The sequence below is a fragment of the Rhizobium sp. EC-SD404 genome, assembly GCF_902498825.1.
Classification (GTDB): domain Bacteria; phylum Pseudomonadota; class Alphaproteobacteria; order Rhizobiales; family Rhizobiaceae; genus Georhizobium.
The window spans coordinates 1,670,139-1,695,366 of sequence record NZ_LR701459.1 but is presented as its reverse complement, the minus strand read 5'-3'; the positions used below and the strand labels follow the sequence as shown (position 1 = coordinate 1,695,366).

Genomic DNA, 25,228 nt, shown 5'->3' with positions numbered 1-25,228 from the left:
TGAAGAAGGCATTAATCGCTCATCATCAATTCCCATAAGGCGCGCTTGCGTGGAAAATTGCGGACAGCGATTTCCCTGTCACGAAGCGATGCCTATAGTAGATCATGGACAAAAAGACTTTCGATCACACCGACGCACACATCCTGTCACCCGACGCTTACGAACCGCGATCGTTTTCCGATGCGGGCGAAGCGCTGGCAGCCCTTTCTGCGCTTTATGCCCGCAATACCGCGTTCTTGACCGACGCGTTCCGGGGTTTGAGCGAGGGCGTACCGCACGCGACGCGGTACCGCGCCTTCTACCCGCAGGTCAGCCTCTACACGACCTCCTATGGCCACATCGATTCGCGCCTGTCCTACGGGCACGTAACGCAGCCAGGCCATTACACGGCCTCCATCACGCGGCCCGAGCTGTTCGCGCCCTATCTGAAGGACCAGATCGGGCTTCTCCTGAAGAACCATGGCGTGCCGATCGTCGTGTCGGAATCGGATACGCCGATCCCGTTGCATTTCGCGTTCGGCGAAGGCGCCTATGTGGAAGCGTCCTTTGCGGAAAACTTCACGGTGCCTCTCCGGGATCTCTTCGATACGCCGGACCTGACGAACACCGATGACGAGATCGCCAATGGCTCCTACGAGCCGGGCCCCGGCGAGCCCTCTCCGCTTGCACCTTTCACGGCGCAGCGCATCGACTATTCGCTGGCAAGGCTGTCGCACTACACCGCAACCAATGCCGACCATTTCCAGAACTTCGTGCTGTTCACGAACTACCAGTTCTACGTGGACGAATTCTGCGCGTTCGCCCGCCGCTTGATGGCGGAAGGCGGCGGCAGCTACGATGCGTTCGTCGAGCCGGGCAATTTGATGACGCCGGCTGGTTCGGACGAGCCGACGGAGGGTGTGGCCGGCGTGCGCTTGCCGCAAATGCCGGCTTATCACCTCAAGAAGTCGTCCCATGGCGGGATCACGATGGTGAATATCGGCGTTGGACCCTCCAACGCCAAGACAATCACGGACCATATCGCCGTCCTGCGCCCGCATGCCTGGTTGATGCTCGGCCACTGCGCCGGGCTGCGCAACAGCCAGACGCTCGGCGATTACGTGCTGGCCCACGCCTATGTGCGCGAGGACCATGTGCTTGATGACGACCTGCCCGTGTGGGTGCCGATACCCGCGCTCGCCGAAATTCAGGTCGCGCTGCAGGAATCCGTCGCCGAGGTGACCGGTCTCGAGGGCTACGATCTCAAAAGGATCATGCGCACCGGCACGGTTGCGACCATCGACAATCGCAACTGGGAACTGCGCGACCAGCGCGGACCTGTGAAGCGGCTATCCCAGTCCCGCGCGATCGCGCTCGACATGGAGTCCGCCACGATCGCCGCCAACGGCTTCCGCTTCCGCGTGCCCTATGGGACACTGCTCTGCGTTTCGGACAAGCCGCTGCATGGCGAGTTGAAGCTTCCCGGCATGGCGACGGCGTTTTACCGGACGCAGGTGAGCCAGCACCTCGAAATCGGTATTCGCGCGATGGAAAAACTTGCCGCTATGCCGCCGGAGCGGCTGCATTCACGCAAGCTCAGGAGCTTTTACGAGACCGCTTTTCAGTAGAGGCTTCTCTCGCATCAAGTGCCGTCTGACTGGGTGCAAGCATCTTCAATTCGCCCGGGTGCAAGCGGATCGTCACGTCGCGCTCGAGCGCCACAAGTTCGCCGTCAATGACAGCGCGAGCCTTGGAGTAGAGCTTCGGAAAGTAGAGATGGACCTTCGTGGCGCCGATCTCGTCGATGTTCTCGTTATCGCGGAAGCGGCGACGCAAAATGTCGGCAGCCAGACGCGTCATGCCAGCGGTCGATAGCGGCTTGGCGATGTAAACCCCCAACTGGCCGCCCGTAAGCTTGTCCGCATAAAGCAGAGAATCATTGCCGTAGTGGTTGTTCGAAACAGCGATCGCCGAGACTTTCCGGGTTTCGGACTTCCCATCGATGTCGATCGAGACCTTGAATACGGGTGGATCCAGAACGACGCCGAGAGCTGCGCGGCTTGTCGCGATGATCTTTTGGAAGCGCGACTTGAACGAGTAGGTATTGCGCAGCCGCACCATGCGGGCCTGCATGCCGATGGAGAACTGATGGACGAAAGCGCGACCGTTGGCACTCGCGATATCGGCATCCATGATCTCGCCACCCGCCAGCGCCTCGAGCGCTGCTTCCAGTTCCAGCGGAACCTTCAGCGTGCGCGCCACGAGGTTCATTGTACCCGCCGGCAGCACACCGAGCGGCATACCTGCTTTCCAGGCGATACCGGCAGCCGTGGAGATCGTGCCATCGCCGCCGCCTGCCAGGAGAACGTCGACATCGCCTTTCGCCGCCACCGCTTCGAGCTTTCGCTTGATCTGCTTTCCTTCAACCTGCTCACAGGTCAGCGTGTGGCCATGCGCTTCGAAAATGCGTGTGGCGGTCTGGCAAAACGCATCCATATCCATCGTGCGGAAGGTTCCGCCGTCGCGGTTGAAGACTGCATGCACATTCATGGTCGAGGATCCAATCAGCGGTCGGGACGCGCCTGCCCCATCCATTTGAATAGAAAGACGGGAGCCAGCTTAGGCCGGTGGGCGCGACACCATATTGATGCCGCCGCATAAACGGTCAAGCGAACGAAAAGTTACAGCCTGTCGCTCGAATTCTATCTGACTGTCAGCGGGCTGCGACCCAGGCCGCAGCACCGACCATGGCTGTCGCGGAAAAGCGGTTGACGATTCTCATCGAGCGAGCGCTCGTCAAAAGCCGTCGCGCCCGGGCAGCAAGCACGATGTAGAAGCCGAAGACGATGGCTAGAATGGCGAGCGTGATCGCTGCCAGCTCCAGGTAGCCGATGATCGTGACAGCCTGCAGATCGATGAGGTTTGGCAGAAGGGCCATGTAGAAAACCATGGTCTTCGGGTTGCCGAGCGTCACCGCGAGCCCTGCCGAAAAGAGAACCAGTGGATGTTCGCCGCCCTCTGCCGCGCGAACGTCCGTAGGCTTCGCTGGGGATGTCCACATCTTGTAGGCCAGGTATACGAGATAGATTACGCCCGCCCATTTCACCGCCTGGAAGACGAGCGCAAAGTTCTGCGCCAAAAGGGCGAGGCCGCCGATCGCGGCGGAGAGCCACAGCACGTCACCGAAAGCCACGCCTGCCGTGAAGATCACGGCGCCGCCTGCCCCCGTACCCAACACGCGCGCGACGATGGCGGCGATGCCCGGTCCGGGCGACGCGGCAGCCACGAAGAGTGCACCAGCAAAAACGGTCAGGGCGGCGAGGTCCATAAAGGGAATTCCACGATGGAAATGATCGGGCAGACAATACGCCTTCAGCCACGTGGGGGAAAGCGGAGCCTGTCGTCTTAGTCCAGGATCAAGTCCTGGACCACGGGGTGATGGTCGGAGGGAAGCTGACCATCGTAGTTTCGCCGAAAGACGACCCCGCGGCCGACCGGCTTGAAGCGGCTGGAAAAGAGAAGATGATCGATTGCCGGAAAGGCACCGATGCCTGTGCCGAAGTGAAATGTGGGGCCAGCGAGCTCGGAGAATGCCAAACCGGTCTTGCGCAGGATCGCGGCCGTGGGCGATTGACCCAGTGCATTGAGGTCGCCGAGTGCGAGCACCGGCTCACCGCGTGAAATTGCGCCGGCCACGAATTCTGCAATTTGGGATGCCGCCTCCTGCCGTCGTGTCCCGCTCCGGTGGTCGAAGTGAAAATTGTGCACCTGGATCGGCGCACCGCCGTCGAGGTATTGAAAGAGTGCCCAGCTGGCATAGCGATTCTGGCGTCCGTCAGCACGACGGGGATGGACGGGATCACTTTGTCCCGGAAAGAAGTAAAACCCCTCATCGATAAGCCGGAACCTGTCTTTGCGATAGAGGATCGGCTGCGTGGACGGTACGGCTCCTGGTGGGCCAATAGCCGCAAACCCATACTGGGGAAGTCTTTCCATCAGAAAGTCGAGCTGAAGGTTTTCCGCGTTGAAGGGCTGCCCGTCTACGGTCGCGACTTCCTGCAACGCCAAAATATCCGCATCGATTTCCTGAATGGTGGCTGCAAACGCATCGCGCCGTTCCAGCCATGCATCATAGCGCGGCCCGGATGGATGAATGTAGAGCGCATTGAAGCTCGCAACCCGCAGTCCGGCGACGGCCCCCTGATTGTTTGGAGGCAGCGACGTACAGCCCGACACAATCGTAAAAGCGACGAAGAGGACGAGCAGGCGCAACACCACGCGCCCGGCGCCCTACATGTTCTGGTACACGGGCCCTTCCCCGCCCTGCGGCGGAACCCAGTTGATGTTCTGGTTCGGATCCTTGATGTCGCAGGTCTTGCAGTGCACGCAGTTCTGCGCGTTGATCACATAGGTCGGCTCGCCGCCGCCTTCGGTGTGCCACTCATAGACCGCTGCCGGGCAATAGCGCGCCGACGGTCCGGCGAAGACACCCCATTCCGATTTCTTCTGCAGGTCCATGTCCTTCACCTGAAGATGGACCGGCTGATCCTCTTCGTGGTTGGTGTTGGAGAGATAGACCGACGAGAGGCGATCGAAGGTCAGTACGCCGTCGGGCTTCAGGTATTCGATCTTCTTGTGCTTGGAGGCAGGCTCCAGCGCCGCATGGTCCGGCACGCCGTGCTTCTGTGTCCCGAATGGCGACCAGCCCCGGAACATTGTCGTCAGCCACATGTCGATGCCGCCGAGCGCGATGCCGGCCATGCCGAAGCGCGACCAGAACGGCTTGACGTTGCGTACCCGCTTCAGGTCCTCGCCAACCGGCGATGTACGCCAGGCCTGATCGTAACCTTCGACCGTGTCGTGCGAGCGTCCGGCTTTGATCGCATCGGCCACATGTTCGGCAGCAAGCATGCCGGACAGGACGGCGTTGTGCGAACCCTTGATGCGCGGCACGTTGACGAAGCCGGCCGAGCAGCCGATCAGCGCCCCGCCCGGGAAGACGAGCTTCGGTACCGACTGGTAGCCACCTTCGGAGATGGCGCGGGCGCCGTAGGACACGCGCTTTGCGCCCTCGAACGCGTCGGAGATCTTCGGATGGGTCTTGAACCGCTGGAATTCGTCGAAGGGCGACAGATGCGGGTTCTTGTAGTTGAGGTGGACGACGAAGCCCACGGCAACGAGATTGTCTTCCAGATGGTAGAGGAACGACCCGCCACCGGTCTTGTAGTCGAGCGGCCAGCCGAAGGAATGCTGCACGAGGCCCGGTCGATGGTTCTCGGGCTTTACTTCCCACAGCTCCTTCAGGCCGATGCCGTATTTCTGCGGCTCGCTGTCCTTGGCAAGGGCGTACTTGGAGATCAGCTTCTTTGCGAGCGATCCGCGCACGCCTTCGCCGACGAGAACGTATTTGCCGAGCAATTCCATGCCTGGCTGGAAGCTCGGACCATGCGTGCCGTCGCGCTCCACGCCCATGTCGCCCGTGACGACGCCGATGACGGCACCCATGTCATCATAGATCAGGTCGGCTGCAGCAAATCCCGGATAGATTTCGACACCGAGTTCTTCCGCCTTGCCGGCAAGCCAGCGGCAGACATTGCCGAGCGACACGATGTAGTTGCCGTGATTGTTCATCAGCGGCGGCATCAGGAAGTTCGGGAGGCGCATGCCACCCGCAGGTCCGAGCAGCAGGAACTGGTCTTCTGTCACGGGCGTCTTGAACGGATGATCCGTCTCGCTGCGCCAGTCGGGCAGAAGTTGATCGATGCCGGACGGGTCGACGACGGCGCCGGACAGAATGTGGGCTCCGACCTCGCCACCCTTTTCGAGGACGACGACGTTGATCTCGGGGTCGCGCTGCTTGAGCCGGATCGCGGCTGCCAGACCAGCGGGGCCAGCGCCGACGATCACGACGTCGAATTCCATGCTTTCGCGTTCGATTGCAGCCTCGGTCGTGTCGTTCATCCGGTCTTTCCTCATTCGTCTGGAGCAGAGATGCCGGCACGCATCGCCGCTGAAAGCTTACTCTCCATGGCAAAACGTCAACACATTGTCGACCCGTCGCGTTCCCGACTGCGGAGGGAATTCCGTGTCCGTTTGCCAGCGCTGATGAAGGACGATAAATGATGGGCATGCATTCCAACGACCTCGCCCACCTTTCAGATCGCGATCTGGCTGCCCTGCTCGGCTTCTACGCCGATGCCGGGGTCGACTGCATGTTGGAAGACGCCGCGATCGACCGTTTCGCGGAAAGTGCGACACTGCGCTCCGAGCGATCCGGCCCGATCGCCGGGCGTCCCGATGTATCGGTCCGCCCCGGCGAGCGCGATCCACGCCCGATGCCGGCGACGCCGCGCGAGGGTCCGGGCGAAGGCCGGGTCGTGCAGTCCTCGCAGCAGCCGAGTGGCATGCCGGTTGGGATCATACCCGACGAAGTGGCCTTGGCCGACGCGCGTCAGAAGGCACGACAGGCCGCAACCCTTGCCGAACTGCGTGAGGCGGTCAGCGACTATGCCGGCTGCAGCCTCAAATTCAGCGCCAAGACGACGGTTTTCGCCGATGGCAATGCGCAGGCGCGGGTGATGATCGTCGGCGGTGCTCCCGGCCGCGAGGAAGACCTGCAAGGCCTTCCCTTCGTTGGGCGCGAAGGCCAGATGCTCGACCGGATGCTGGGCGCGATCGGGCTTAACCGGGAGACGACCTATCTCACCAATTTGATTTTCTGGCGGCCGCCCGGCAATCGAACGCCGACGCCGCATGAAGTCGCGCTCTGCCGGCCCTTTGCCGAGCGGCACATCGAACTCGTCGATCCGGAAATCCTCGTCGTTCTCGGCAATGTCGTTACCAAGGGCCTCATGGACATGACCGGCAACATCACCGCGCAGTGCGGGATCTGGACCGATTATCGCCTCGGCGATCGCACCTGGCCGGCACTGCCGATGCTCGATCCTCAGGCCCTGCTCGCAAGCCCGGCCCACAAGAAAGTCGCCTGGCGCGACCTTTTGGCGCTCAAAGCCCGGCTGGACGCGTAGTTCCCAGCCGTTTGACGCCGGATGACACCCTGCGTGTCGTCATTGGGCCGGTGTCTGCCATGATTTCGTGCAATTCGAGGTTCAGGGCGGGCGTCGCGGTCAGACTGCTTCGCGACCCGTCCTCACATCCTTGCCCAAAACGACAACAACAAAATCGGCGGCGCTTGCCCATGGTCACCAATCTTTTGCCAATCGGCAGTCTGCTTTTTTCGGCGTTCCTGATGCTGATGGCCGGCGGTCTCGCCGGATATCTGCTGCCGCTTCGCGCCGTTGCCGAAGGGTGGTCGACACTTTCCGTTTCGCTGATGGCGACGAGCTATGCCATCGGGTTCACGACCGGATGCGTACTGACCCCGCGGCTCGTGCTGCGTGTCGGACATGTGCGCGTCTTCGCGGTGCTCGCGACCCTGATGTCGGTGTCTGTGCTGCTGCATGCGCTGATCGTTCATCCGCTGGCCTGGATCGCCATCCGCGCCGTAGCGGGCTTTTCGATTGCCGGCGGCTACATGGTCATCGAAAGCTGGCTCAATGAACGGGTCACCAACGAGACGCGCGGCAGCGTGTTTTCGGTCTACATGACCATTTCCATGCTCGGCCTGATGATGGGTCAGTTCGCCGTGCCGCTCGGCGATGCAGCCGGACCGACGCTCTTCATCGTCGGCGCTCTGCTCTATAGCCTGGCCGTCATCCCGACCGGGATTTCGAGCGCGCAGTCTCCGCAGCCGCTGAGCCAGGTGACGCTCGACATCCGCAAGCTGTTCCGCAATTCGCCGGCTTCCGTCGTCGGCGCGGTTCTGGCCGGTGCGATCGCGAGCGCATGGAGCAATCTCGGACCCGTTTATTCCCAGCAGAGCGGGCTTTCGACGGCGGAAGGTGCCACCATGCTCGCGGCAGCGATGATTGGCGGCGCGGTGTTCCAGATTCCTCTCGGCCGGTTCTCGGACCGGACCGACCGCCGCTATGTCATGATCTTCGCAGGTCTGGTCGGACTGGTCCTGTCGCTGGCCGCCGTTCTGGTCGGAGTCGACAGCCGCTGGGCGTTTTTCCTGACGATGTTCCTGCTTGGCTCTGTTCTGTTCCCGATCTACTCGCTGAACGTCGCCCATGCGAACGACCACGCCGAGCCGAACGCGTTCGTGGAGGTCTCGAGCGGCCTTTTGATCATTTACGGCTTCGGCACGATGATCGGACCGCTCGTCACGGGTGCCGCCATGGATGCGTTTGGACCGTGGGCGCTCTTTGCGACGATCGCCACGGCATTCGGGCTCTATTCGGCTTACGCCTTCTATCGCACCACCAAGCGCGCCAAGCCGGCCGATGAGGCGCGTTCCGACTTCCGCGCGATCCCGATCGGCAAGGGGCAGACGCCGCAGACGGTCGAACTGGATCCGCGCGTCGACGTCACACCCGACGACGTAATCCAGGAACGGCCTGCGGCTTGAAGCAAGGGATTTGAACTCGGCCGGCGCCTAGGGTGAGACAGACGCGCTGCGCGGGAAACTGACGGTGAAACGGCAACCGGGATTGGCGCGGGGCTCGATCTTGAGTTCCGCCTCCAATTGCCGTGCGAAGGAGTTGACGATCTTCAGGCCGAGGCTCTCCCGTGCAGCTTCGAAATCGAAGTCCGGCGGAAAGCCGTTGCCCTGGTCGCTGACGCTGACCGTGACGCGCTCGTCATCGGCTTCGACCTTGACGGCGATGGGGCCGTGCTGGCCTTCGGGATAAGCGTATTTCATCGCGTTGGTGATCGTCTCGTTGACGAAGAGCCCAAGCGGGATGGCGCGGTCGGCGGACATCTTCAGCGGCGACGGCCCCTCGCATGAAATCGGATGGCCGGGCCCCGCCCCTTCGAGATTGCGGCACAGATCGCGCAGGAACCCGACGAGATCGACCTCCCCCACCATCTCGCCGCGCCACAGATGATCGTGCACCTGGGCAACGGTCGCGACGCGTGAACCGGCATCGTCCAGCGCCTTGCGCACCTCGTCGGATACGCCGCCGCGCGTCTGGATGCGCAGCAGGCTCGACACGACGGCGAGCGAGTTCTTCACCCGGTGGCTCATTTCACGGGTCAAAAGCGACTGATGGTCCAGCGCCTGCGCCAGGAGCCTGTCCTTGTGCTGGCGTTCGATGGCGATGCCGAGCAGTGCCGCAAAGCCCGCCAGGAAATGCGCGTCGGACGTATCGAACATGCCGGCATCTGGGCTGTCGACTTCCATGACCCCGAAACGCTCCGGCCCGTCGCCATATTCGATCAGGACGTTGATCGCGCGGCGGATATTATGCTTGCGCAGGAGTTCCGGCGTGCGAAACCGTTCTTCATTCTCCAGATGGTTGGAGAGGACCGACTGGCGCGTGTGGTAGGCAAATCCCGCCGGAGAGGCCAGATCGGCACCGAGCGCCGCTTTGCCGACCGAGCCTTCCTCCCAGCCGACGCCGGCGACCATCAACAGATCGTTCTGCTCGGGCCGGTAGCACAGGATCTTGGCGTAAGGGGTGCGCAGGCCGCTCGAGCAAAGCTCCGTCGCTCGCTGCAGCACCGCGTCGATATCTCGCGACTGCAGTGCGAAGCTCGCGAACTCGGCAAGCAGCGATTGTTGGGACAGGCGGTAGGTGAGTTCGTCGGTCGTCAGCGTTTCGACCGCCAGCGTGCCTTGAAGCGATTCATTCATGGAATATGCATGTCCCCCGCCATGAGGCGGCCCCGTCATGGTGCCCGGCCAGTGGTGTGCCCGAGCGTTGTTTCGTCCCGCCTTTTAGATGGGATCTGCATTTGCGCTTTCCAAGATCTGGCTCACGTTCGCGCCGTTGACCCCTAGCGCCAGCCCCCACGGCGTTGAAGACGAGGCTCGATAATTTCTGCTGCGACGCTTTGCCTCACCGCATGGTACGCTACCTGAAGGAACAGGGGCTTGGCATGCAGGAGCATCACGATGCGCATACGAGAACGCAAAGAGTTCATGAACAAGCCTAAGCCGCTGAGCTTCCCGCCGGATACGCCGGTGATCGACGCGGTGAAACAGATGTCTGAAATGAACTACGGATCGGTGGTCGTGGTCGACCCGCAGGACAAGCTTCTGGGGATCGTGACGGAGCGCGATTTGATGAAGCGGCTCATCAACCAGAACCGCGACGCGCACCAGACCAAGCTCGCCGACATCATGACCCGCAACGTCAAGGTCGCCCATGCCGACGACAACGTCGTCGAATGGCTGCAGATCATGTCGAACGAGCGGTTTCGTCGCCTGCCGGTGGTCGATGACGCGGGTCGCGTGACTGCCATCATGACGCAGGGCGACTTCGTCTCCTATACCTGGCCCGACATGATCGACCATGCGCGCGACGTTACCCGGGCGACGATCTCATCCAACTTGCAATTCGTGCTGATTGGCGCCGGCATCCTGGTCTACACGGTGATTCTGATCGCCTTCCTGACGAGCTAGCGATCAACCCTGAGGCGTGACGAGCCGTCGCGCGGCGCGCCGCTCGAGGCCAAGCTGATGTTCGCGCACGATGATGTAGATGCCGGCACAGATGACGATGGCCGTGCCGAGCAGCATGGACCATGTCGGGACGTCGCCGAACATCAGATAGCCGATCGCGATGCCAAGGATGATGGAGGTGTATTCGAACGGCGCGATCGTCGAGGCGTCGGCATAGCGGTAGCACTGGGTCAGCAGAATCTGTCCGACGCCGCCGAAAAAGCCCGCTGCCATCAGCAGTCCAAACCGCTCGGCATCGAGCGTCGCCCAGCCGAATGGCAGCGACAGAAGCGAAAGCAGCGTCGCAGACAGCGAGAAATAGAGCACGATGGTGGGCGTCCGCTCCGTGGCGACGAGGCGTCGCACGAGGATCATCGCGCAGGCCCCAAGCGTTGCCGAGGCCAGGATGGCGAGCACACCGTAGGCTTCTTCAGGGGAACCGACGCCGCTGTTGAACAGCGTCAGGCGGGGCCAGGAAATGATCGTGACCCCGACGAGACCGACGAGCACCGCGCTCCAGCGATATATGCGCACCTGCTCCTTGAGGAAGATCGCCGCAAAGACGACGGTCAGCAGCGGCATCGCATAGCCAAGCGCAATGGTGTCCGGCAGGGGAAGCTTGGTGAGACCGTAAAAACCGAGGCCCATGGAACAGACGCCGACGAACCCACGCAGCACATGGGACAGCGGCGATGCCGTAGCGAAGGCAGTGCGCAGCTGACCGCGAACGGCGAGATAGGTCAGCACAGGCACCATCGCAAACAGCGAGCGATAGAACACGATCTGGCCGGCCGGAATGCCCTCTCCCGCCGCCTTGATGCAGGTGGACATGCCGATGAAGACGCAGACCGATGCGATCTTGAGCAGGATGCCCCGGATCGTTTCCGGGTCGGGAGCGAGTGCCGCCAGATCACTCGGTGCCTCCTCCGCACCCTCGATGGAGGATGTCTTGGTCAGGCTTGCGGAAGATGGAGGGGTCACGGCACCGACTCGGGATTTCGGAAAGAGAAACCCTGATTAGCCGGGAACGCGGCCGATGTGTGGAAAAACACCGGCCGCGTTGATGGAAAGGGCAGAGGGGCGGCAGGAGACCGCCCCTCTGTCATACAGATTTTCGCCTAGTGGCTTTTTGCGTCCTGCATCATGGCCCACAGCCTGTCAGGTGTGGCCGGCATTTCCACGTGGCGTATGCCGAGCGGGCCATCGAGCGCGTCGACGAGGGCGTTCATGATCGAGGGGCAGGCACCGATGGTACCCGCCTCCCCCGCGCCCTTGATGCCGAGCGCGTTGGTCGTCGACGGGACGTTGCGCGTCTCGAACTGAATGAACGGCACGTTGTCGGCGCGCGGCACCGCGTAATCCATGAAAGAAGCGGTGATGAGCTGACCGTCATCGCTATAGACGGCCTGCTCGCCGAGCGCCTGACCGATGCCTTGCACGACGCCGCCATGGACCTGACCCATCAGGAGGATGGGGTTCACGGTTACGCCGAAGTCGTCGACGATCGTGTAGGCGACGACGTCGACATGGCCGGTCTCGGGATCGATCTCGACTTCGGCGATGTGCGTGCCGTTCGGATAGGTTGCCTCGTCCTGCTTGATGTCGGACATGGCCTTCAGATCTTCCGGGTCGGTCGCACCCTTGGCGAGATCGCCGTAGTTGATCGCCCGGTCGGTGCCGACGATACGCGCCTCACCGTCAACGAGTTCGATATCCTCCGGCCCGGCTTCCAATTCCTTGCCGGCCAGCTTGCGTATCTTTTCAGCCAGCACTTCGGAGGCATGCGATACAGAAACGCCGCCGAGCGGGATCGAACGCGAGCCACCGGTGCCGCCGCCGCGATCAAGCTCTTTGGTGTCGCCCTGGCGCACGATGATCTTGTCGAAATCGATGCCGATCTTTTCCGAGATGAACTGGCTGTAGGCCGTGGCGTGGCCCTGCCCGTTTGTCTGGGTGCCGATGAAGAGCGTGATGGTGCCATCGCCGTTCAGTTCGAGATGGGCAGGCTCGGAACCCGCGAAGGCGCAGGCTTCGATATAAGTCGCCATGCCGATACCGCGCAGCTTGCCTTGCGCCTTTGCGTCCTCGCGTCGGGCTTCGAAATCGGCCCAGCCGGCGCGGTCCATGGCCTGGGTCATGTGCCCGTCGAACTCGCCCACATCGTATTTGCGGCCGGTCGGGGTCTTGTAGGGAAACTGATCGGGCCGGATGAAGTTGATGCGGCGAAGCTCTTCCGGCTTGCGGCCGGTTTCGCGCGCACAGGCATCGACGAGACGCTCGATGAGATAGGCGGCTTCGGGACGGCCTGCGCCACGATAGGCATCGACCGGTGCGGTATGGGTCATGACCGCCTTGATGGTGAGGTCGAGGTTCTGGATATCGTAGACGCCGGTCGACATCGACGAGCCGATCACCGGAATGTTTGGGCCGAACGTGTGGCAATAGGCGCCCATGTTGGCGATCGTCTCGATCCTCAGGCCCGTGAAGCGACCTTCCGCATCCATCGCCATCGAAGCGGTGACGAGGTTGTCGCGGCCATGGGCGTCGGTCAGGAAATGCTCGGTGCGATCGGACGTCCATTTGACGGGCCGCTTCAAAAGCCGTGCGGCTTCCATGGCGAGAGGATATTCGCGGTAGGCGAACATCTTGGTGCCGAAGCCACCGCCGACGTCGTGGCTGATGACACGCACCTTCTCCAGGTCCATCTTGAACACGAATTGCGCCAGCGCCCGGCGCATTGAGTGAACGCCCTGGCTGCCGACCACGATGGTGAAGCCGGCCTCGTCGTCCCACTCGGCCACGCAGGCACGGGGCTCCAGATAGTTCGAAACGAGGCGATTGTTGACGAACTGGATCGTCGTGACGTGCGCGGCGGCGTCGAACGCCTTGCTTGTCGCTTCCCGGTTGCCGTTCTCGTGAAGATAGAGCTGATTGCTGCCGAGCTCCGGCCAGACGAGAGGCGCTCCTTCATCGAGCGCGGTCGCAAGATCGGTCTGCGCGTCCTCGGAGTCGTAGTCGACTTCTATCAGTTCTGCCGCGTCCTGTGCCTGAGCGAGGCTATCGGCAACGATGAAGGCGATGGCGTCGCCGACATAGCTCACGCGGTCCACCGCGAGCAGCGGAATGTCGCGCACCGGGTGTTCCTCGCCGCTCGGCTGCTTGGCCTTCGCCATGCATTTGATCGGGCCGAGATGAGCGATATCCCTGGCGGTCAGCACCAGCTTCACGCCGGGCGCCGCCTTCGCTTCATCGAGCGAGCCTATCGTGAAGGTTCCAGCAGCCTGGGGCGAGCGCAGCACGTAGGAATGGAGCGCGCCTTCGCGCTTGACGTCATCGGTATAGCGGCCCTCGCCCTTGATCAGCGCATCGTCTTCCTTGCGCAAGGCGGAAGCACCCACTCCGAATTTCGGTGTAGCGATCGTCATGGAATTGTCCTGTATCTCGTCATTGGAGGCGGCCTGGGAAAAGACGCCATGAGACGCGGAAGCGCGATGGGCACTGCCTATGCAGCGGACGCTCTCCGGTATCTGATAGTTAAATCTGCGCGCGAGAATGTCGAGCCCGAATAGGTAAAAACATCCTCGTCCCGTCATCGCCGACATCGGCGCTCGCGCTTTCCATGGCGGCGCTGTTCCGATAGGACAGCGCTATCCCTCACAGTCAGCAAGGCGTGCCATCATGCGTACCGAGACCGGCCAGGTTTTCCATCTGAGCGACTATCGTCCGACCGATTTTGCAATCGAGACGGTGTCGATGACCTTCCGCCTGGCCGGCGCGAACACGGAAGTGGTCAGCACGATGTCGCTCCGTCGCCGCGACGGCGTTTCGGCTGATGCGCCGCTGGTGCTCGACGGCGACGCTCTGGAACTCGTTTCGCTGGCCATCGATGGCGAAGCCGCCGAGAGCCAGAGATACGACGTCAGCCCGGACCGGCTGACCATCCACGATCTACCGGCGAACGGCACTTTCGCCGTGACTGTCACGACCAAACTCGATCCGGCCGCAAACACGCAGCTGATGGGGCTCTATCGATCCAGCGACGTCTACTGCACCCAGTGCGAGGCGGAGGGGTTTCGCCGCATCACCTATTTCCTCGACCGGCCGGATGTTCTCGCCGTCTACACCGTTCGGATCGAAGGCGATCTGACGGAGACCCCGCTTCTGCTCTCCAATGGAAACCCCGTCGAAGCAGGTCCGCTCGATGACAACCGGCACTATGCCGTGTGGCACGATCCTCACCCCAAGCCCTCCTATCTCTTCGCGCTGGTCGCCGGTGATCTCGGCGTCGTCGACGATGTCTTCACCACGGCATCGGGCCGATCGGTCGACCTCAAGATCTATGTCGAGCACGGCAAGGAGCCACGGGCGGCGTATGCCATGGACGCGCTGAAGCGCTCAATGAAGTGGGACGAGGAGGTCTTCGGCCTCGAATACGATCTCGACATTTTCCAGATCGTCGCGGTGTCCGATTTCAACATGGGGGCAATGGAGAACAAGGGTCTCAACGTCTTCAACGACAAATACGTGCTTGCCGATCCAGAGACCGCGACGGATGCGGACTACGCCAATATCGAGGCGATCATCGCGCACGAGTATTTCCACAATTGGACCGGCAACAGAATCACTTGCCGCGACTGGTTCCAGCTCTGCCTCAAGGAAGGGCTGACCGTTTACCGCGACCACGAATTCTCCGCCGACCAGCGCTCACGCCCGGTCAAGCGCATAGCGGAAGTGCGTCTCCTGAAGGCGCACCAGTTTCCGGAAGATGCAGGTCCGCTCGCCCACCCGCCCCGGCCGGTGACCTACAGCGAGATCAACAATTTCTATACGGCGACGGTCTACGAAAAAGGCTCGGAAGTCGTGCGCATGATCGCGACGATCCTCGGCGCCGAGGGCTTCCGCAAGGGCATGGATCTCTACTTCGAGCGCCATGACGGCCAGGCCGCGACCATCGAGGATTTCATCAAATCCTTCGAGGATGCGACCGGCACCGACCTCTCCCAGTTCGCCATCTGGTACCACCAGGCTGGTACGCCGACCGTCAGCGTCTCCGTCAACTACGACCAGCGCACAGACAGCCTCACCGTCGATCTGGAGCAGTCGGTCGCGGCCACGCCGGGCGAGAGTTCCAAGAAGATCATGCACATCCCCTTGCGCTTTGGGCTGCTGCTCGAAGACGGGCGGGAAGCCACACCGGCGGAGGTTTCCGGGGCGCGTGTCGATGGCGACGTGATCCATCTGACGGAGCGCAGCCAGAACGTCGTCTTCAAGGGCGTCGGCGGGCGGCCGGTGCTGTCGCTCAATCGCGGATTTTCCGCACCGATCAATCTCTCCTTCGAGCAGGCATCAACCGATCTCGCCCACATCGCGAAGCACGAAAGCGACGCTTTTGCCCGCTGGCAGGCGCTGAACGAATTTGCGATGCGGATTCTGCTGGATGCGGCCAAACTCTCGCGTGACGGGCGGACGGTGCCGGTCGATCCCGACCTGATCGCAGCGTTGACCGCAAGTGCGAGCGACGAAACGCTGGAGCCAGCTTTCCGCGCCCAGGCGCTCAGCCTGCCGAGCGAATCCGACATCGCGCGCGAACTGGGTAGCAACATCGACCCGGATGCGATCAAGCGCGGTCGCGATGCCGTCCTCGCCGCCGTCGCCAACGCACTGAGGCCGGTTGCGCTGGAGCTTTTCGACGACATGGCGACGCCGGGGTTCTTCTCACCGGATGCGGTCAGTGCCGGCAAGCGCGCGCTGCGCGCCGTGGCACTCAGCTATCTCTCGATTGCAGAAGCGGATCCAAAACGCGCGCTGGCCGTGTTCGAGCAGGCCGACAACATGACGGACATGGCGTCGGCGCTTCAGGTTCTAGCGCATCTCTTCCCGGGATCGGATGAGGCGTCCAAAGCCCTCACCGCCTTCGAGGAGCGCTTCGGCAACGATCCGCTCGTAATCGACAAATGGCTATCGATCCAGGCCATGGCGCCGGGAGCCGACACGCTTGACCATGTGCGGGCAATGATGGAGACACGCCATTTCGCGCTGTCCAACCCCAACCGCGTACGTGCGTTGGTCGGTGCATTCGCCGCGGGCAACCCCACGGGGTTCAACCGCGAGGATGGTGCGGGGTATGGCTTCCTGGCAGACCAGGTTCTGGCCATCGACGGCCGCAACCCGCAGCTCGCCGCACGGCTTTTGACGTCGATGCGCTCCTGGCGCTCGCTCGAACCCGGTCGGCGCGAACACGCACGTGCTGCGCTTTCGCGGATTGCCGCTGCGGAGGGCCTCTCGACCGATGTCAGCGACATCGTGAAACGCACGCTTGCCTGAGGCGTGAACGGCGTCGCGACCGAGAAGGTTAAAGAAAGATTGCCGCCCGCTCTGGACAACGCGATTCGCCCATGATTCCTTAGGTTAGATTCGGAGATGGGATAGCCGAATCGCTCCAGAAGGAAGTTGGGAACGATGGCGGAAGCGCAGCCTTTGGGCGCGGCCGATGGCCTTGCCATGTCCACCGACAAAGGTGGGGCGAAAGCGTGGGATGGAAATCTCGCCGGACACGCCAAGCTCTTTGCCAGGCCGACCTACGCGCATCTGGTCAAGGCTGAACCGTATCTCAAGCGCTCCATCCCGATCCTCATCGTCGTCTTCCTGCTCGTGGTGGGGGCTGCCCGCTTCGTCGATCTGACGGGCCAGCGCGAGGCCGCCATCGATCAGGGCCGCGATGCCGTCGTCATGGCCGTCACCGCAGCCAGCGCCATTCTTTCAGACGCAGATCTTTCGGGCGGTACCGCCCGTTGGGACACGGAAGCGCGCCTCAACCGGTTGCTGCCGGCAGACCGACTGAGCGAAGGCCAGATCATGCTCGTGGCGGATGCCACGGCACGCGTCTTCGCCGCAACCGCCAACGGGTCGTCGCTGATCGGCCTTTCCGCCCATGTACTCGCGCCCGAAACCTCGGCCATGTGGCGGTTCGGCCAGCGTGCAGGCGTCGGCGAGATCGAGCATGGCGACGTGTCCTACCTCGTCAGCGTGTCGCATCTGCCGTCGGGCGAAGGCTCGGTCCTGACGCTCGCGCCCATGACGCCGATCATGGAGGGCTGGCGCCGTTCCGTTTCGCTCAACGTCACGCTCTTCACGGCCACGTCGGCCGTGCTGCTCGTCATCCTCTACGCCTATTTCAGCCAGGCGACGCGGGCCCGCGATGCCGACGACATCTACATGGAATCGCATCTCAGGGTGGATACGGCGCTATCGCGCGGCCGTTGCGGTCTCTGGGATTGGGACATGGCACGCGGGCGCATGTACTGGTCCAGCTCGATGTACGAAATGCTCGGCCTGCCGCCACGCGACTGCGTGCTCTCCTTCGGCGATGCGATGCGCCTGATGCACCCCGACGATAGCGATCTTTACTCGATCGCCCGATCGATCGCGCGCGGCGAGACGAAGCAGGTCGACCAGATTTTCCGCATGCGCCATGCGGACGGCCACTATGTCTGGATGCGCGCCCGCGCGCAGGTGATCGACCGGTCCTCGACCCAGACGCACCTCATCGGCATAGCCATGGACGTGACCGAGCAGCACAAGCTCGTTCAGAAGACCGCGGAAGCCGACCAGCGGCTCTTCGAGGCGATCGAAAGCACGTCGGAAGCCTTCGTTCTGTGGGACAAGAACGACGAACTGGTCCTGTGCAATTCGAACTACCGGACCATGTACGGTCTTCCGGACGAAGTTCTGCGCCCAGGCACGCCACGGGCGGTGGTCTATGCCGCATCCACGCGCCCGGTTGTGGAACGCCGCATGGCCGATGGCGGCACGATCCAGCAGTCGCAGACGAGCGAAGTGCAGCTTGCCGACGGGCGCTGGCTTCAGATCAACGAACGCCGCACGCGCGACGGTGGCCTCGTCTCCGTCGGCACGGACATCACGCAGTTGAAGCGCCAGCAGGAGCGGCTTGCCGATTCCGAGAAGCGTCTGATGGCGACCATCGGCGACCTGTCAAATTCCCGGATGAAACTGCAGCGCCAGACGGTGGAGCTTTCCGAGCTTAATGCGAACTACATGGCCGAGAAGGAACGCGCCCAGGCCGCCAACCAGGCGAAATCGGCATTCCTCGCCAACATGTCGCATGAACTGCGCACGCCGCTTAACGCCATCATCGGCTTCTCGGAAATCCTGCACACGAGCATGTTCGGGCCGCTCGGCTCCGATAAATACGTGGAATATGCCCGCGACATCCACGGATCCGGCACGCATCTGCTCAACGTCATCAACGATATTCTCGACATGTCGAAGATCGAGGCCGGCCAGATGAAGCTGGAGCGCGAGGCGATCGACCTTGCGCCGCTGGTCGAGGAAGCCATGCGCCTCACGGCGATCCCGGCGGAGAAGAAGCACCTTCACGTGGTTCAGCGCATCGAGCCGGGGCTGGCGCTGCCGGCGGACCGCCGCGCGATGAAGCAGATCCTGCTCAACCTGCTGTCCAACGCCGTCAAGTTCACCGACGAAGGCGGCCGCGTGGCCGTCACCGCCCGCAAGGTGTCCGGCGCCGTCATCCTTTCGATCGCCGACAGCGGCATCGGCATTCCGAAATCGTCGCTCGGCAAGATCGGGCAGCCCTTCGAACAGGTGCAGAACCAGTTCTCGCGCACCAATGGCGGCTCCGGCCTGGGACTCGCCATTTCCAGGTCGCTGACCGAACTGCACGGGGGAACGATGCGCATCAAGTCGATAGAGGGCGTCGGCACAATCGTGTCGATCCGCATCCCGAACCGCGAACAGCGCCGCCTGTCAAACGTGATTGCGTTTGCCAATGAGCAAGGACGGTACGAAGCACGGGTGGCTTGAGGCTTAGGTCAGCACGGTGTCGATAGCCGCCAGAGGGACGATCGTGGCAATCTTGTCGCGCATATAGTCCAGTGACGATTGCGCGTGATCCGCATCGTAGGATCCAACCGCTTCTTCGATCAGGATAACGTCCAGGTCACGTTGATAAGCGTCGATCGCGGACATCCGAATGCAGGCGTGGGTGTTGATGCCCACCATGATCAATCGGGTCGCTCCGAGGTCTTCAATGAGGTCGTCCAGGCCGGTCGCATGGAAAGCGCTGTAGCGCTTCTTTGTGATGCGGAGGTTGGTTGGATACGGCTCAAGTTCAGCGACAATGCCAGCACCCTTCGTGCCCTCGATCACCAATCGCGCATTCTTGGTCTTCATCTCAAGAAATGCGTCAGAGAGATCTTCGCGGAATTCGGTCGTGATCCAAACGATCGGTATGCCTTGCGTCCGGGCGCGGGCGATGACCGAGACAATCGCTGAGGTCAGTCGCTCTCTGGGGCCGACCGTCCACCCGGCAATGTAGTCGTTCTGCATGTCGATGATGAGTAAGGCGCTGTGCATTCCCAAAGGCTATCGGCCTCACATGTCAGCGCGATGAAAGAACCGGCCACCCTGGGGCAGCCGGTTCTCGCGCTAGATCAAGCTCTTACCGTCCGTGGCGTTCCATCATGCCGTGGTGGCCGCCTTTGCCAGGGCCCATGCGGCCGTGGGGGCCTCGCATGCCCTCGCCGCGGCGCGGCATTTCTTCCGCGGTCAGCACGCCGTCATCGTTGCGGTCCATGAGGGCGAAGCGCTTTTCCTGGTGGCGCTCCAGTTCTTCAACAGTGATCTCGCCGTCGCCATCGATGTCGAAGCGGGAGAGCAAGCGGGCTTCGCGGCGTTCCTGGCGGCGCTGGTCCATGGCGCTCGTCAGTTCCTCCATGGAGATCACGCCATCGCCATCGGCATCGGCTTCGGTCAACCAGCCCAAGCGACGCTGGCCGAATTCCTCGACGCTGATATCACCCGAACCGTCCTGATCGAGCCGCTGCAGCATGCGATCTGCACGGCGGCCAGGGCCGCGCATGGCTGGACCAGCATCGGCGTCTTCTTCCATCATGTCCGCGTCATCGCCTTCCATGGAGCCGGCCTCATCGTCCATAGGCTCTTCGATCGCCGGCATCGTCTGGTCGTCGGCGTTGTCGGATTGCTGAGCGATCGCGAAGCTCGACGTGGCAAGAAGTGCCGCGATCAGTGTCGCCAAAGTGGCCTTGCGTGCGATAGTCATCCTCATACTCCTTCGTGGGCGCAGACCGCGGTTGAAGGCGGCGTCAGGCCATTGAGATCGACCGGATCCAATCCGGCAAAGCCGCGGCGTTCAACCGAAGCTCTGAGCAGGAAGGTGACATTCCGCCGATGAATGGCGGATGACCGGCGCATTACAAATGAGTAATCTTTGCAGAGACTTGCCGCTTGCAGCTCGCGTCGATCAAGACTTGCTGCGCGCCGCGCCGGCCTGTCCGATGTCGGCGTTCAACATGGCCAGCATGGTCGCGCGCACCCGTTTGGCTTGCCGCTTCAGGTCCGCCTCCAGCGTCTTGAGGTCCGGCAATTCCGCCGTACGACAGAGCTGGTCGATGAGTCCCGCCGGGGCCTCGTCAGGGTCGAAATCCCCGTCGAGGCAAAGCCGCATCATCTGTGAAAGCTCCGTCTCGAGCGACAGGGCAGTCATCACCGTTTCCAGATCGTCTTCGTCCAGTGCCTTGGGTCCAAGCGCCGTCAACACATCGGCGGTTGTCGTCGGCCGTTCGGCACCTTCCGGAAACGCCTCCACCAGCGCCAGATGCTGCGCCATGAACTCGATATCCACTAGACCGCCGGGGATGAGCTTGAGGTCCCAGCTGTTCTTGGGCGGCTTCTCCTGGTCCATGAGCTGGCGCATCTCCAGCACGTCAGCGGCGATCTTTGCCCGGTCGGGGCGTTCGGCAACGATCTCGGCCACGATCGTGTCGACATCCGCCCGCAGGCTTTCGTCACCCGCGACCGTGCGCGCACGCGTCAGCGCCATGTGCTCCCAGGTCCAGGCTTCCTCGCGCTGATATTTCGCGAAAGCGTTGATCCGGGTCGCGACCGGCCCCTTGTTGCCGGAGGGACGCAGGCGAAGATCGACTTCGTAGAGCACGCCCTCGGATGTCGGCGCAGCCAAGGCAGCGATGAGCCGTTGCGTCAGCCGTGCGAAATAGCGCGGTGGATCGATGGGCTTCCTGCCATCCGACTCGTCGGCATCGGCGTCATGGTCGTAGATGAGCAGCAGATCGATGTCAGAGCCAGCCGTCATTTCGTGGCTGCCAAGCTTGCCCATGCCCAGCAGGGCGACGCGTTGGCCTGATACCTGGCCGTGCACCGAGGCCACTTCCTCTTCGACGGCTTGGAGCGTCGTCTCCAGGATGAGGTCGGCCAGATCGGTCAGTGCGCGCCCCGCACGTGCGCCGGTGATCGCACCGGTCAGCAGCCGGACGCCGATGAGGAAACGCTGTTCCGAGGCGACGATCCGAAGCCGGTCGAGGATTTCTTCATAGGCGAAGTCGCCGTGGAGAAACGCATCGAGACGTTGCTTGAGATAGTCGCGCGTCGGCAGTTCGGCGAGCAGCGCCGGATCGAGCATGCCGTCGAACACATGCGGCTTGCGCGCGATGATGTCGGCCAGGCGTGGCGCGGACGACATGATGGTGACGATGAGCGAGAGCAGACCTGGGTTCTTGCCGAGCAGCGAGAACAACTGGATGCCCGATGGCAGGCCGGAGAGGAAGCTGTCGAAGCGCAGCAACGCCTCATCGGCGCGCCGCGTGCGGCCGAACGCGGTCAGAAGCTCCGGCGTCAATTCCGTCAGCCGTTCCCGCGCTTCGGCCGATTGGGTCGCGCGATAGCGCCCGTAATGCCAGGTGCGAATGATCTTGGCGATTTCTGACGGCTTGTCGAAGCCAAGCCGCGTCAGCGTCGCCATCGTATCGGGGTCGTCGTCCTCGCCGGTGAAGACAAGATTGCCCGCTTCGCCCGACAGATGGCTCTCATGCTCGAAGAGTTCGGCATAGTGGTGCTCGACAGTTTTCAGACGTCGCGTGAAGTCGGCGGCGAAATCCTTCGTGTCCTTGTGGCCGGCGAGATAGGCGATGCGCTTCAGCTCGGCTTCGGTTTCGGGCAGCGTGTGGCTCTGCTCGTCGCCGACGATCTGGATGCGGTGCTCGATATCGCGCAGGTACCAGTAGGCCTCCGTCAGCGTATCGGCCGTCTCGGCATCGATCCACCGGGCCTGCACCAGCGCCTGGAGCATCTCGTCGGTGCGCCGCCCACGCAGGGCCGGCATGCGGCCACCCGCGATCAGTTGCTGCGTCTGGACGAAGAACTCGATCTCGCGGATGCCGCCGCGGCCGAGCTTGACGTTGTGCCCCTTGACCGCGATATCGCCGAAGCCGCGATGGGCGTGGATCTGGCGCTTGATGGAATGGATGTCGGCGATCGCCGCATAGTCTAGATATTTGCGGAAGACGAAGGGCACGAGCTCGCGGCAGAACTGCCGACCGGCCTCCAGATCGCCCGCAACGGGCCGGGCCTTGATGAAGGCGGCGCGTTCCCAGTTCTGGCCCCTGCCCTCGTAGTAGTTCAGCGCGGCTTCCACTGGGATCGCGAGCGGCGTCGACCCCGGGTCTGGACGAAGCCGGAGATCGGTGCGGAACACATATCCATCGCCGGTGCGCTCCTGCATGATGCGGATCAGCCGCCGCGCCATCTTGGAAAAGAGATCGGCCCCATCGCCCGGATCCTTCATCACCCCGGCATCCGGCTCGAAGAACAGAACGATGTCGATATCGGAGGAGTAGTTCAGCTCGCGCGCGCCGAGCTTTCCCATGCCGAGAACGATGAGGCCCGAGCCGTTCGATGGTTCGGCGCGATCGGGCAGCGTGATCTTGCCGGCATCATCCAGACCAAGCAGCAGGAAATCGATCGCCGCCGCAAGGCTCGCTTCTGCGACATCACTCAGCCAGGCGGTGGTTTCTGCCGCAGACGCGACACCGGCGAGATCGGCCAGTCCGAGTGTCAGCGCGGCTTCGCGCTTCAAACGCCGCAGCGATGCCATCAAGGCTTGTTCGGTCACAGGACCTTCGGCGCCATCGGCAGGCTTCCATGCCTGGCGCGCGCGGTGGCGCAGCCCATCGAGATTTTTGCCGAGCGGCTGGGTGACCGCACGCGCCAACATCGCCGGATCGGCAAAGGCCGTATCGCGTAGAAACGGCGAGAGGGAAAAAGTCGCGGCGAGGAAATCGGCAAGCACGCCGTTCTTCGCCAGCGCTTTGCCGAGATCGGGAGCTTGTGCGGCAAAGTCCTTCAGCGCCGAACGTGCGGATTTCTCATCGGCCTTGGACAATGGCCGAAGCGATGAAGTCTGAAGGTCCGAGAGAGCGGCTGTAATGTTCATTTCAGTCGTCGTCACGTCGCCCTCCCAAGCGCCGGTACCCCTCAGCCGTCGAACAGCATGCGGACGGCGAGTCCCGGCCGAATTTCATCGGCCTCTTCATGCGGGAGGCCGTCCAGCAGTTCAAGCCGGCCACGGTGAAGATGCATGACTGCCTCCACAAGGCTTAGCCCCAGTCCGGTGCCTGGACGCGAGCGGCTGTCGTCAAGGCGGACGAAGCGCTGAACGGCAGCCGCGCGCTTGTCGGCTGGGATACCATGTCCATTGTCAGCCACCGTGATCGTCGGGCCTTCAGCCAGACGTTCCAGCCGCACGTCGATCCGCGCAGACGGGAGGCCGGCCGTGTATTTGATCGCATTGTCGATGAGATTCGCCAGCGCCTGTCCGACCAGTTCCCGGTTGCCTTGGACGAAAATTGTCGGTGCTATCGCCGTGGTCAGAGTGACACCGGCATCCTCGGCAAGCGGTTCATAGAGCTCCACCGTATCCGTGACGATTTCCGACAGATCGATGTCCTGAAGCTCGGCGGCAGCCGATCCCGCCTCGACGCGGGCAATCATCAGAAGCGCGTTGAACGTGCGGATAAGCTGGTCGGATTCGCCGATCACGTCCTCCATCGCACCGCGATACTCATCGACCGTATCACCGGCGGCGAGCGCCATTTCGGCACGATTGCGCAACCGTGTCAGCGGCGTCTTCAGATCGTGGGCGATATTGTCGGAAACCTGGCGCAGGCCTTCGTTCAGCTTCTCGATACGGCCGATCATCGCGTTCAGCGATTCCGAAAGCCGGTCGAATTCGTCGCCCGAACTGCCGACCGGCAGACGTTGCGCGAGATCGCCGGCAATGATCTTGCGGCTCGCCTGGTCCATGCGGTCGATGCGCTGAAGAGCTCGGCGTCCGACGAAGAACCAGATGGCCAGCGCGCCGAGGCCCATGATCGCCAGCGCGATGACGAGCGCGCGCCGGACAAGGTTGCGGAACAGCTCAGGCTCGCCGAGATCGCGTCCGACCAGCAGGCGCATGCCGTTCGGCAGGAACACGATCTGTGCCAGTGCCGTATGCTGGCGAGCGGCATCGTCGTTTTCGGTATAGCGATCGTAACGGAAGGGAAGCGCCGTCCAGCCTTCGCGATCCAGCGTTCCGGGCTGGAGCGAAGCGACGTTGCCGGCGATGATTTCGCCGTTCGGCGCGGTGATCGTGTAAAGCCCTGCGCCCGGCTGGCGGGAACGACGCTCGACGATGCGCACGAGGCGTGAAATGCCGCCGGACTGGTAGCCGCGCGACAGGAACCGCATATCCGCATCGATCGCTTCCTGGGTCTGGGCGCGCAGGAGATTTCCGGAGATGGCGGTGACGTAGAAGACCAGAGCCACGGCGCATATGGCGAAAAGGCCAAGATAAAGCGCCGACAGGCGGACGGCCGTGGTGCCGAACAGGGCGCGCAGCCGCTTCAT

17 protein-coding genes are annotated in these 25,228 nt (G+C 62.6%); 6 read left to right on the top strand and 11 right to left on the bottom strand.

The genetic code is table 11. From position 1 onward, the window contains the following. Positions 1–104: 104 nt before the first annotated feature. On the top strand, positions 105–1,607 hold the full coding sequence (locus GC125_RS08940; RefSeq protein ID WP_151985365.1) for an AMP nucleosidase: 1,503 nt from the start codon (positions 105–107) through the stop codon (positions 1,605–1,607). Here GC125_RS08940 and GC125_RS08935 read toward each other — a convergent pair. The 4 genes from GC125_RS08935 to GC125_RS08920 form a co-directional block, all read right to left on the bottom strand. After that, positions 1,576–2,529, bottom strand: a complete 954-nt coding sequence (locus tag GC125_RS08935) for a diacylglycerol/lipid kinase family protein (RefSeq protein ID WP_151985364.1) — start codon at positions 2,527–2,529, stop codon at positions 1,576–1,578. The genes GC125_RS08940 and GC125_RS08935 overlap by 32 nt on opposite strands. A gap of 163 nt (positions 2,530–2,692) precedes the next feature. After that, positions 2,693–3,307: a LysE family translocator gene (locus GC125_RS08930; protein WP_151985363.1), complete on the bottom strand. Its 615-nt coding sequence runs from the start codon at positions 3,305–3,307 to the stop codon at positions 2,693–2,695. A gap of 77 nt (positions 3,308–3,384) precedes the next feature. Beyond that, positions 3,385–4,257: an endonuclease/exonuclease/phosphatase family protein gene (locus GC125_RS08925; RefSeq protein WP_151985362.1), complete on the bottom strand. Its 873-nt coding sequence runs from the start codon at positions 4,255–4,257 to the stop codon at positions 3,385–3,387. A 12-nt stretch (positions 4,258–4,269) separates the two neighbouring features. Further along, complete coding sequence (locus GC125_RS08920) at positions 4,270–5,940, bottom strand: electron transfer flavoprotein-ubiquinone oxidoreductase (protein ID WP_151985361.1); 1,671 nt, start codon at positions 5,938–5,940, stop codon at positions 4,270–4,272. 158 nt (positions 5,941–6,098) lie between these two features. On the opposite strand from GC125_RS08920, the gene GC125_RS08915 reads away from it, so the two are divergent. Beyond that, a complete protein-coding gene (locus GC125_RS08915) occupies positions 6,099–7,007 on the top strand; it encodes a uracil-DNA glycosylase (protein WP_286165434.1) in 909 nt (302 codons plus the stop codon). Positions 7,008–7,177: 170 nt separating this feature from the next. Further along, on the top strand, positions 7,178–8,449 hold the full coding sequence (locus tag GC125_RS08910) for an MFS transporter (RefSeq protein WP_353617068.1): 1,272 nt from the start codon (positions 7,178–7,180) through the stop codon (positions 8,447–8,449). Between the two features lie 27 nt (positions 8,450–8,476). Here the strand turns inward: GC125_RS08910 and GC125_RS08905 are convergent, their stop codons facing one another. Beyond that, positions 8,477–9,679 carry a sensor histidine kinase gene (locus tag GC125_RS08905; protein ID WP_151985359.1) on the bottom strand — a complete coding sequence of 401 codons (1,203 nt, stop codon included), beginning with the start codon at positions 9,677–9,679 and terminating at the stop codon, positions 8,477–8,479. Positions 9,680–9,940: 261 nt separating this feature from the next. Between GC125_RS08905 and GC125_RS08900 the strand changes: the two genes are divergently transcribed. Continuing rightward, positions 9,941–10,450, top strand: coding sequence for a CBS domain-containing protein (locus GC125_RS08900; RefSeq protein WP_151985358.1), 510 nt, complete (start codon positions 9,941–9,943; stop codon positions 10,448–10,450). Positions 10,451–10,453: 3 nt separating this feature from the next. Here GC125_RS08900 and GC125_RS08895 read toward each other — a convergent pair whose 3' ends face one another. Both GC125_RS08895 and GC125_RS08890 read right to left on the bottom strand, forming a co-directional pair. Further along, positions 10,454–11,398 (bottom strand): DMT family transporter, encoded by a 945-nt coding sequence (locus GC125_RS08895; protein WP_151987718.1) that lies wholly within the window; start codon positions 11,396–11,398, stop codon positions 10,454–10,456. 209 nt (positions 11,399–11,607) lie between these two features. After that, positions 11,608–13,914, bottom strand: coding sequence for a xanthine dehydrogenase family protein molybdopterin-binding subunit (locus GC125_RS08890; protein ID WP_151985357.1), 2,307 nt, complete (start codon positions 13,912–13,914; stop codon positions 11,608–11,610). A gap of 253 nt (positions 13,915–14,167) precedes the next feature. Between GC125_RS08890 and pepN the strand changes: the two genes are divergently transcribed. After that, positions 14,168–16,813, top strand: a complete 2,646-nt coding sequence (gene pepN, locus GC125_RS08885) for an aminopeptidase N (protein WP_151985356.1) — start codon at positions 14,168–14,170, stop codon at positions 16,811–16,813. A gap of 135 nt (positions 16,814–16,948) precedes the next feature. Further along, positions 16,949–19,330: a PAS domain-containing sensor histidine kinase gene (locus GC125_RS08880; protein ID WP_151985355.1), complete on the top strand. Its 2,382-nt coding sequence runs from the start codon at positions 16,949–16,951 to the stop codon at positions 19,328–19,330. A gap of 3 nt (positions 19,331–19,333) precedes the next feature. Here GC125_RS08880 and GC125_RS08875 read toward each other — a convergent pair whose 3' ends face one another. The 4 genes from GC125_RS08875 to GC125_RS08860 all read right to left on the bottom strand — a co-directional run bounded on the left by GC125_RS08875 (position 19,334) and on the right by GC125_RS08860 (position 25,228). Further along, positions 19,334–19,882, bottom strand: coding sequence for a cysteine hydrolase family protein (locus GC125_RS08875; protein WP_286165615.1), 549 nt, complete (start codon positions 19,880–19,882; stop codon positions 19,334–19,336). A gap of 85 nt (positions 19,883–19,967) precedes the next feature. Further along, positions 19,968–20,588, bottom strand: coding sequence for an EF-hand domain-containing protein (locus GC125_RS08870; RefSeq protein WP_199864523.1), 621 nt, complete (start codon positions 20,586–20,588; stop codon positions 19,968–19,970). Positions 20,589–20,789: 201 nt separating this feature from the next. Then, positions 20,790–23,774 carry a bifunctional [glutamine synthetase] adenylyltransferase/[glutamine synthetase]-adenylyl-L-tyrosine phosphorylase gene (locus tag GC125_RS08865; protein ID WP_151987716.1) on the bottom strand — a complete coding sequence of 995 codons (2,985 nt, stop codon included), beginning with the start codon at positions 23,772–23,774 and terminating at the stop codon, positions 20,790–20,792. Between the two features lie 41 nt (positions 23,775–23,815). Further along, positions 23,816–25,228, bottom strand: a complete 1,413-nt coding sequence (locus tag GC125_RS08860) for a sensor histidine kinase (protein ID WP_151985352.1) — start codon at positions 25,226–25,228, stop codon at positions 23,816–23,818.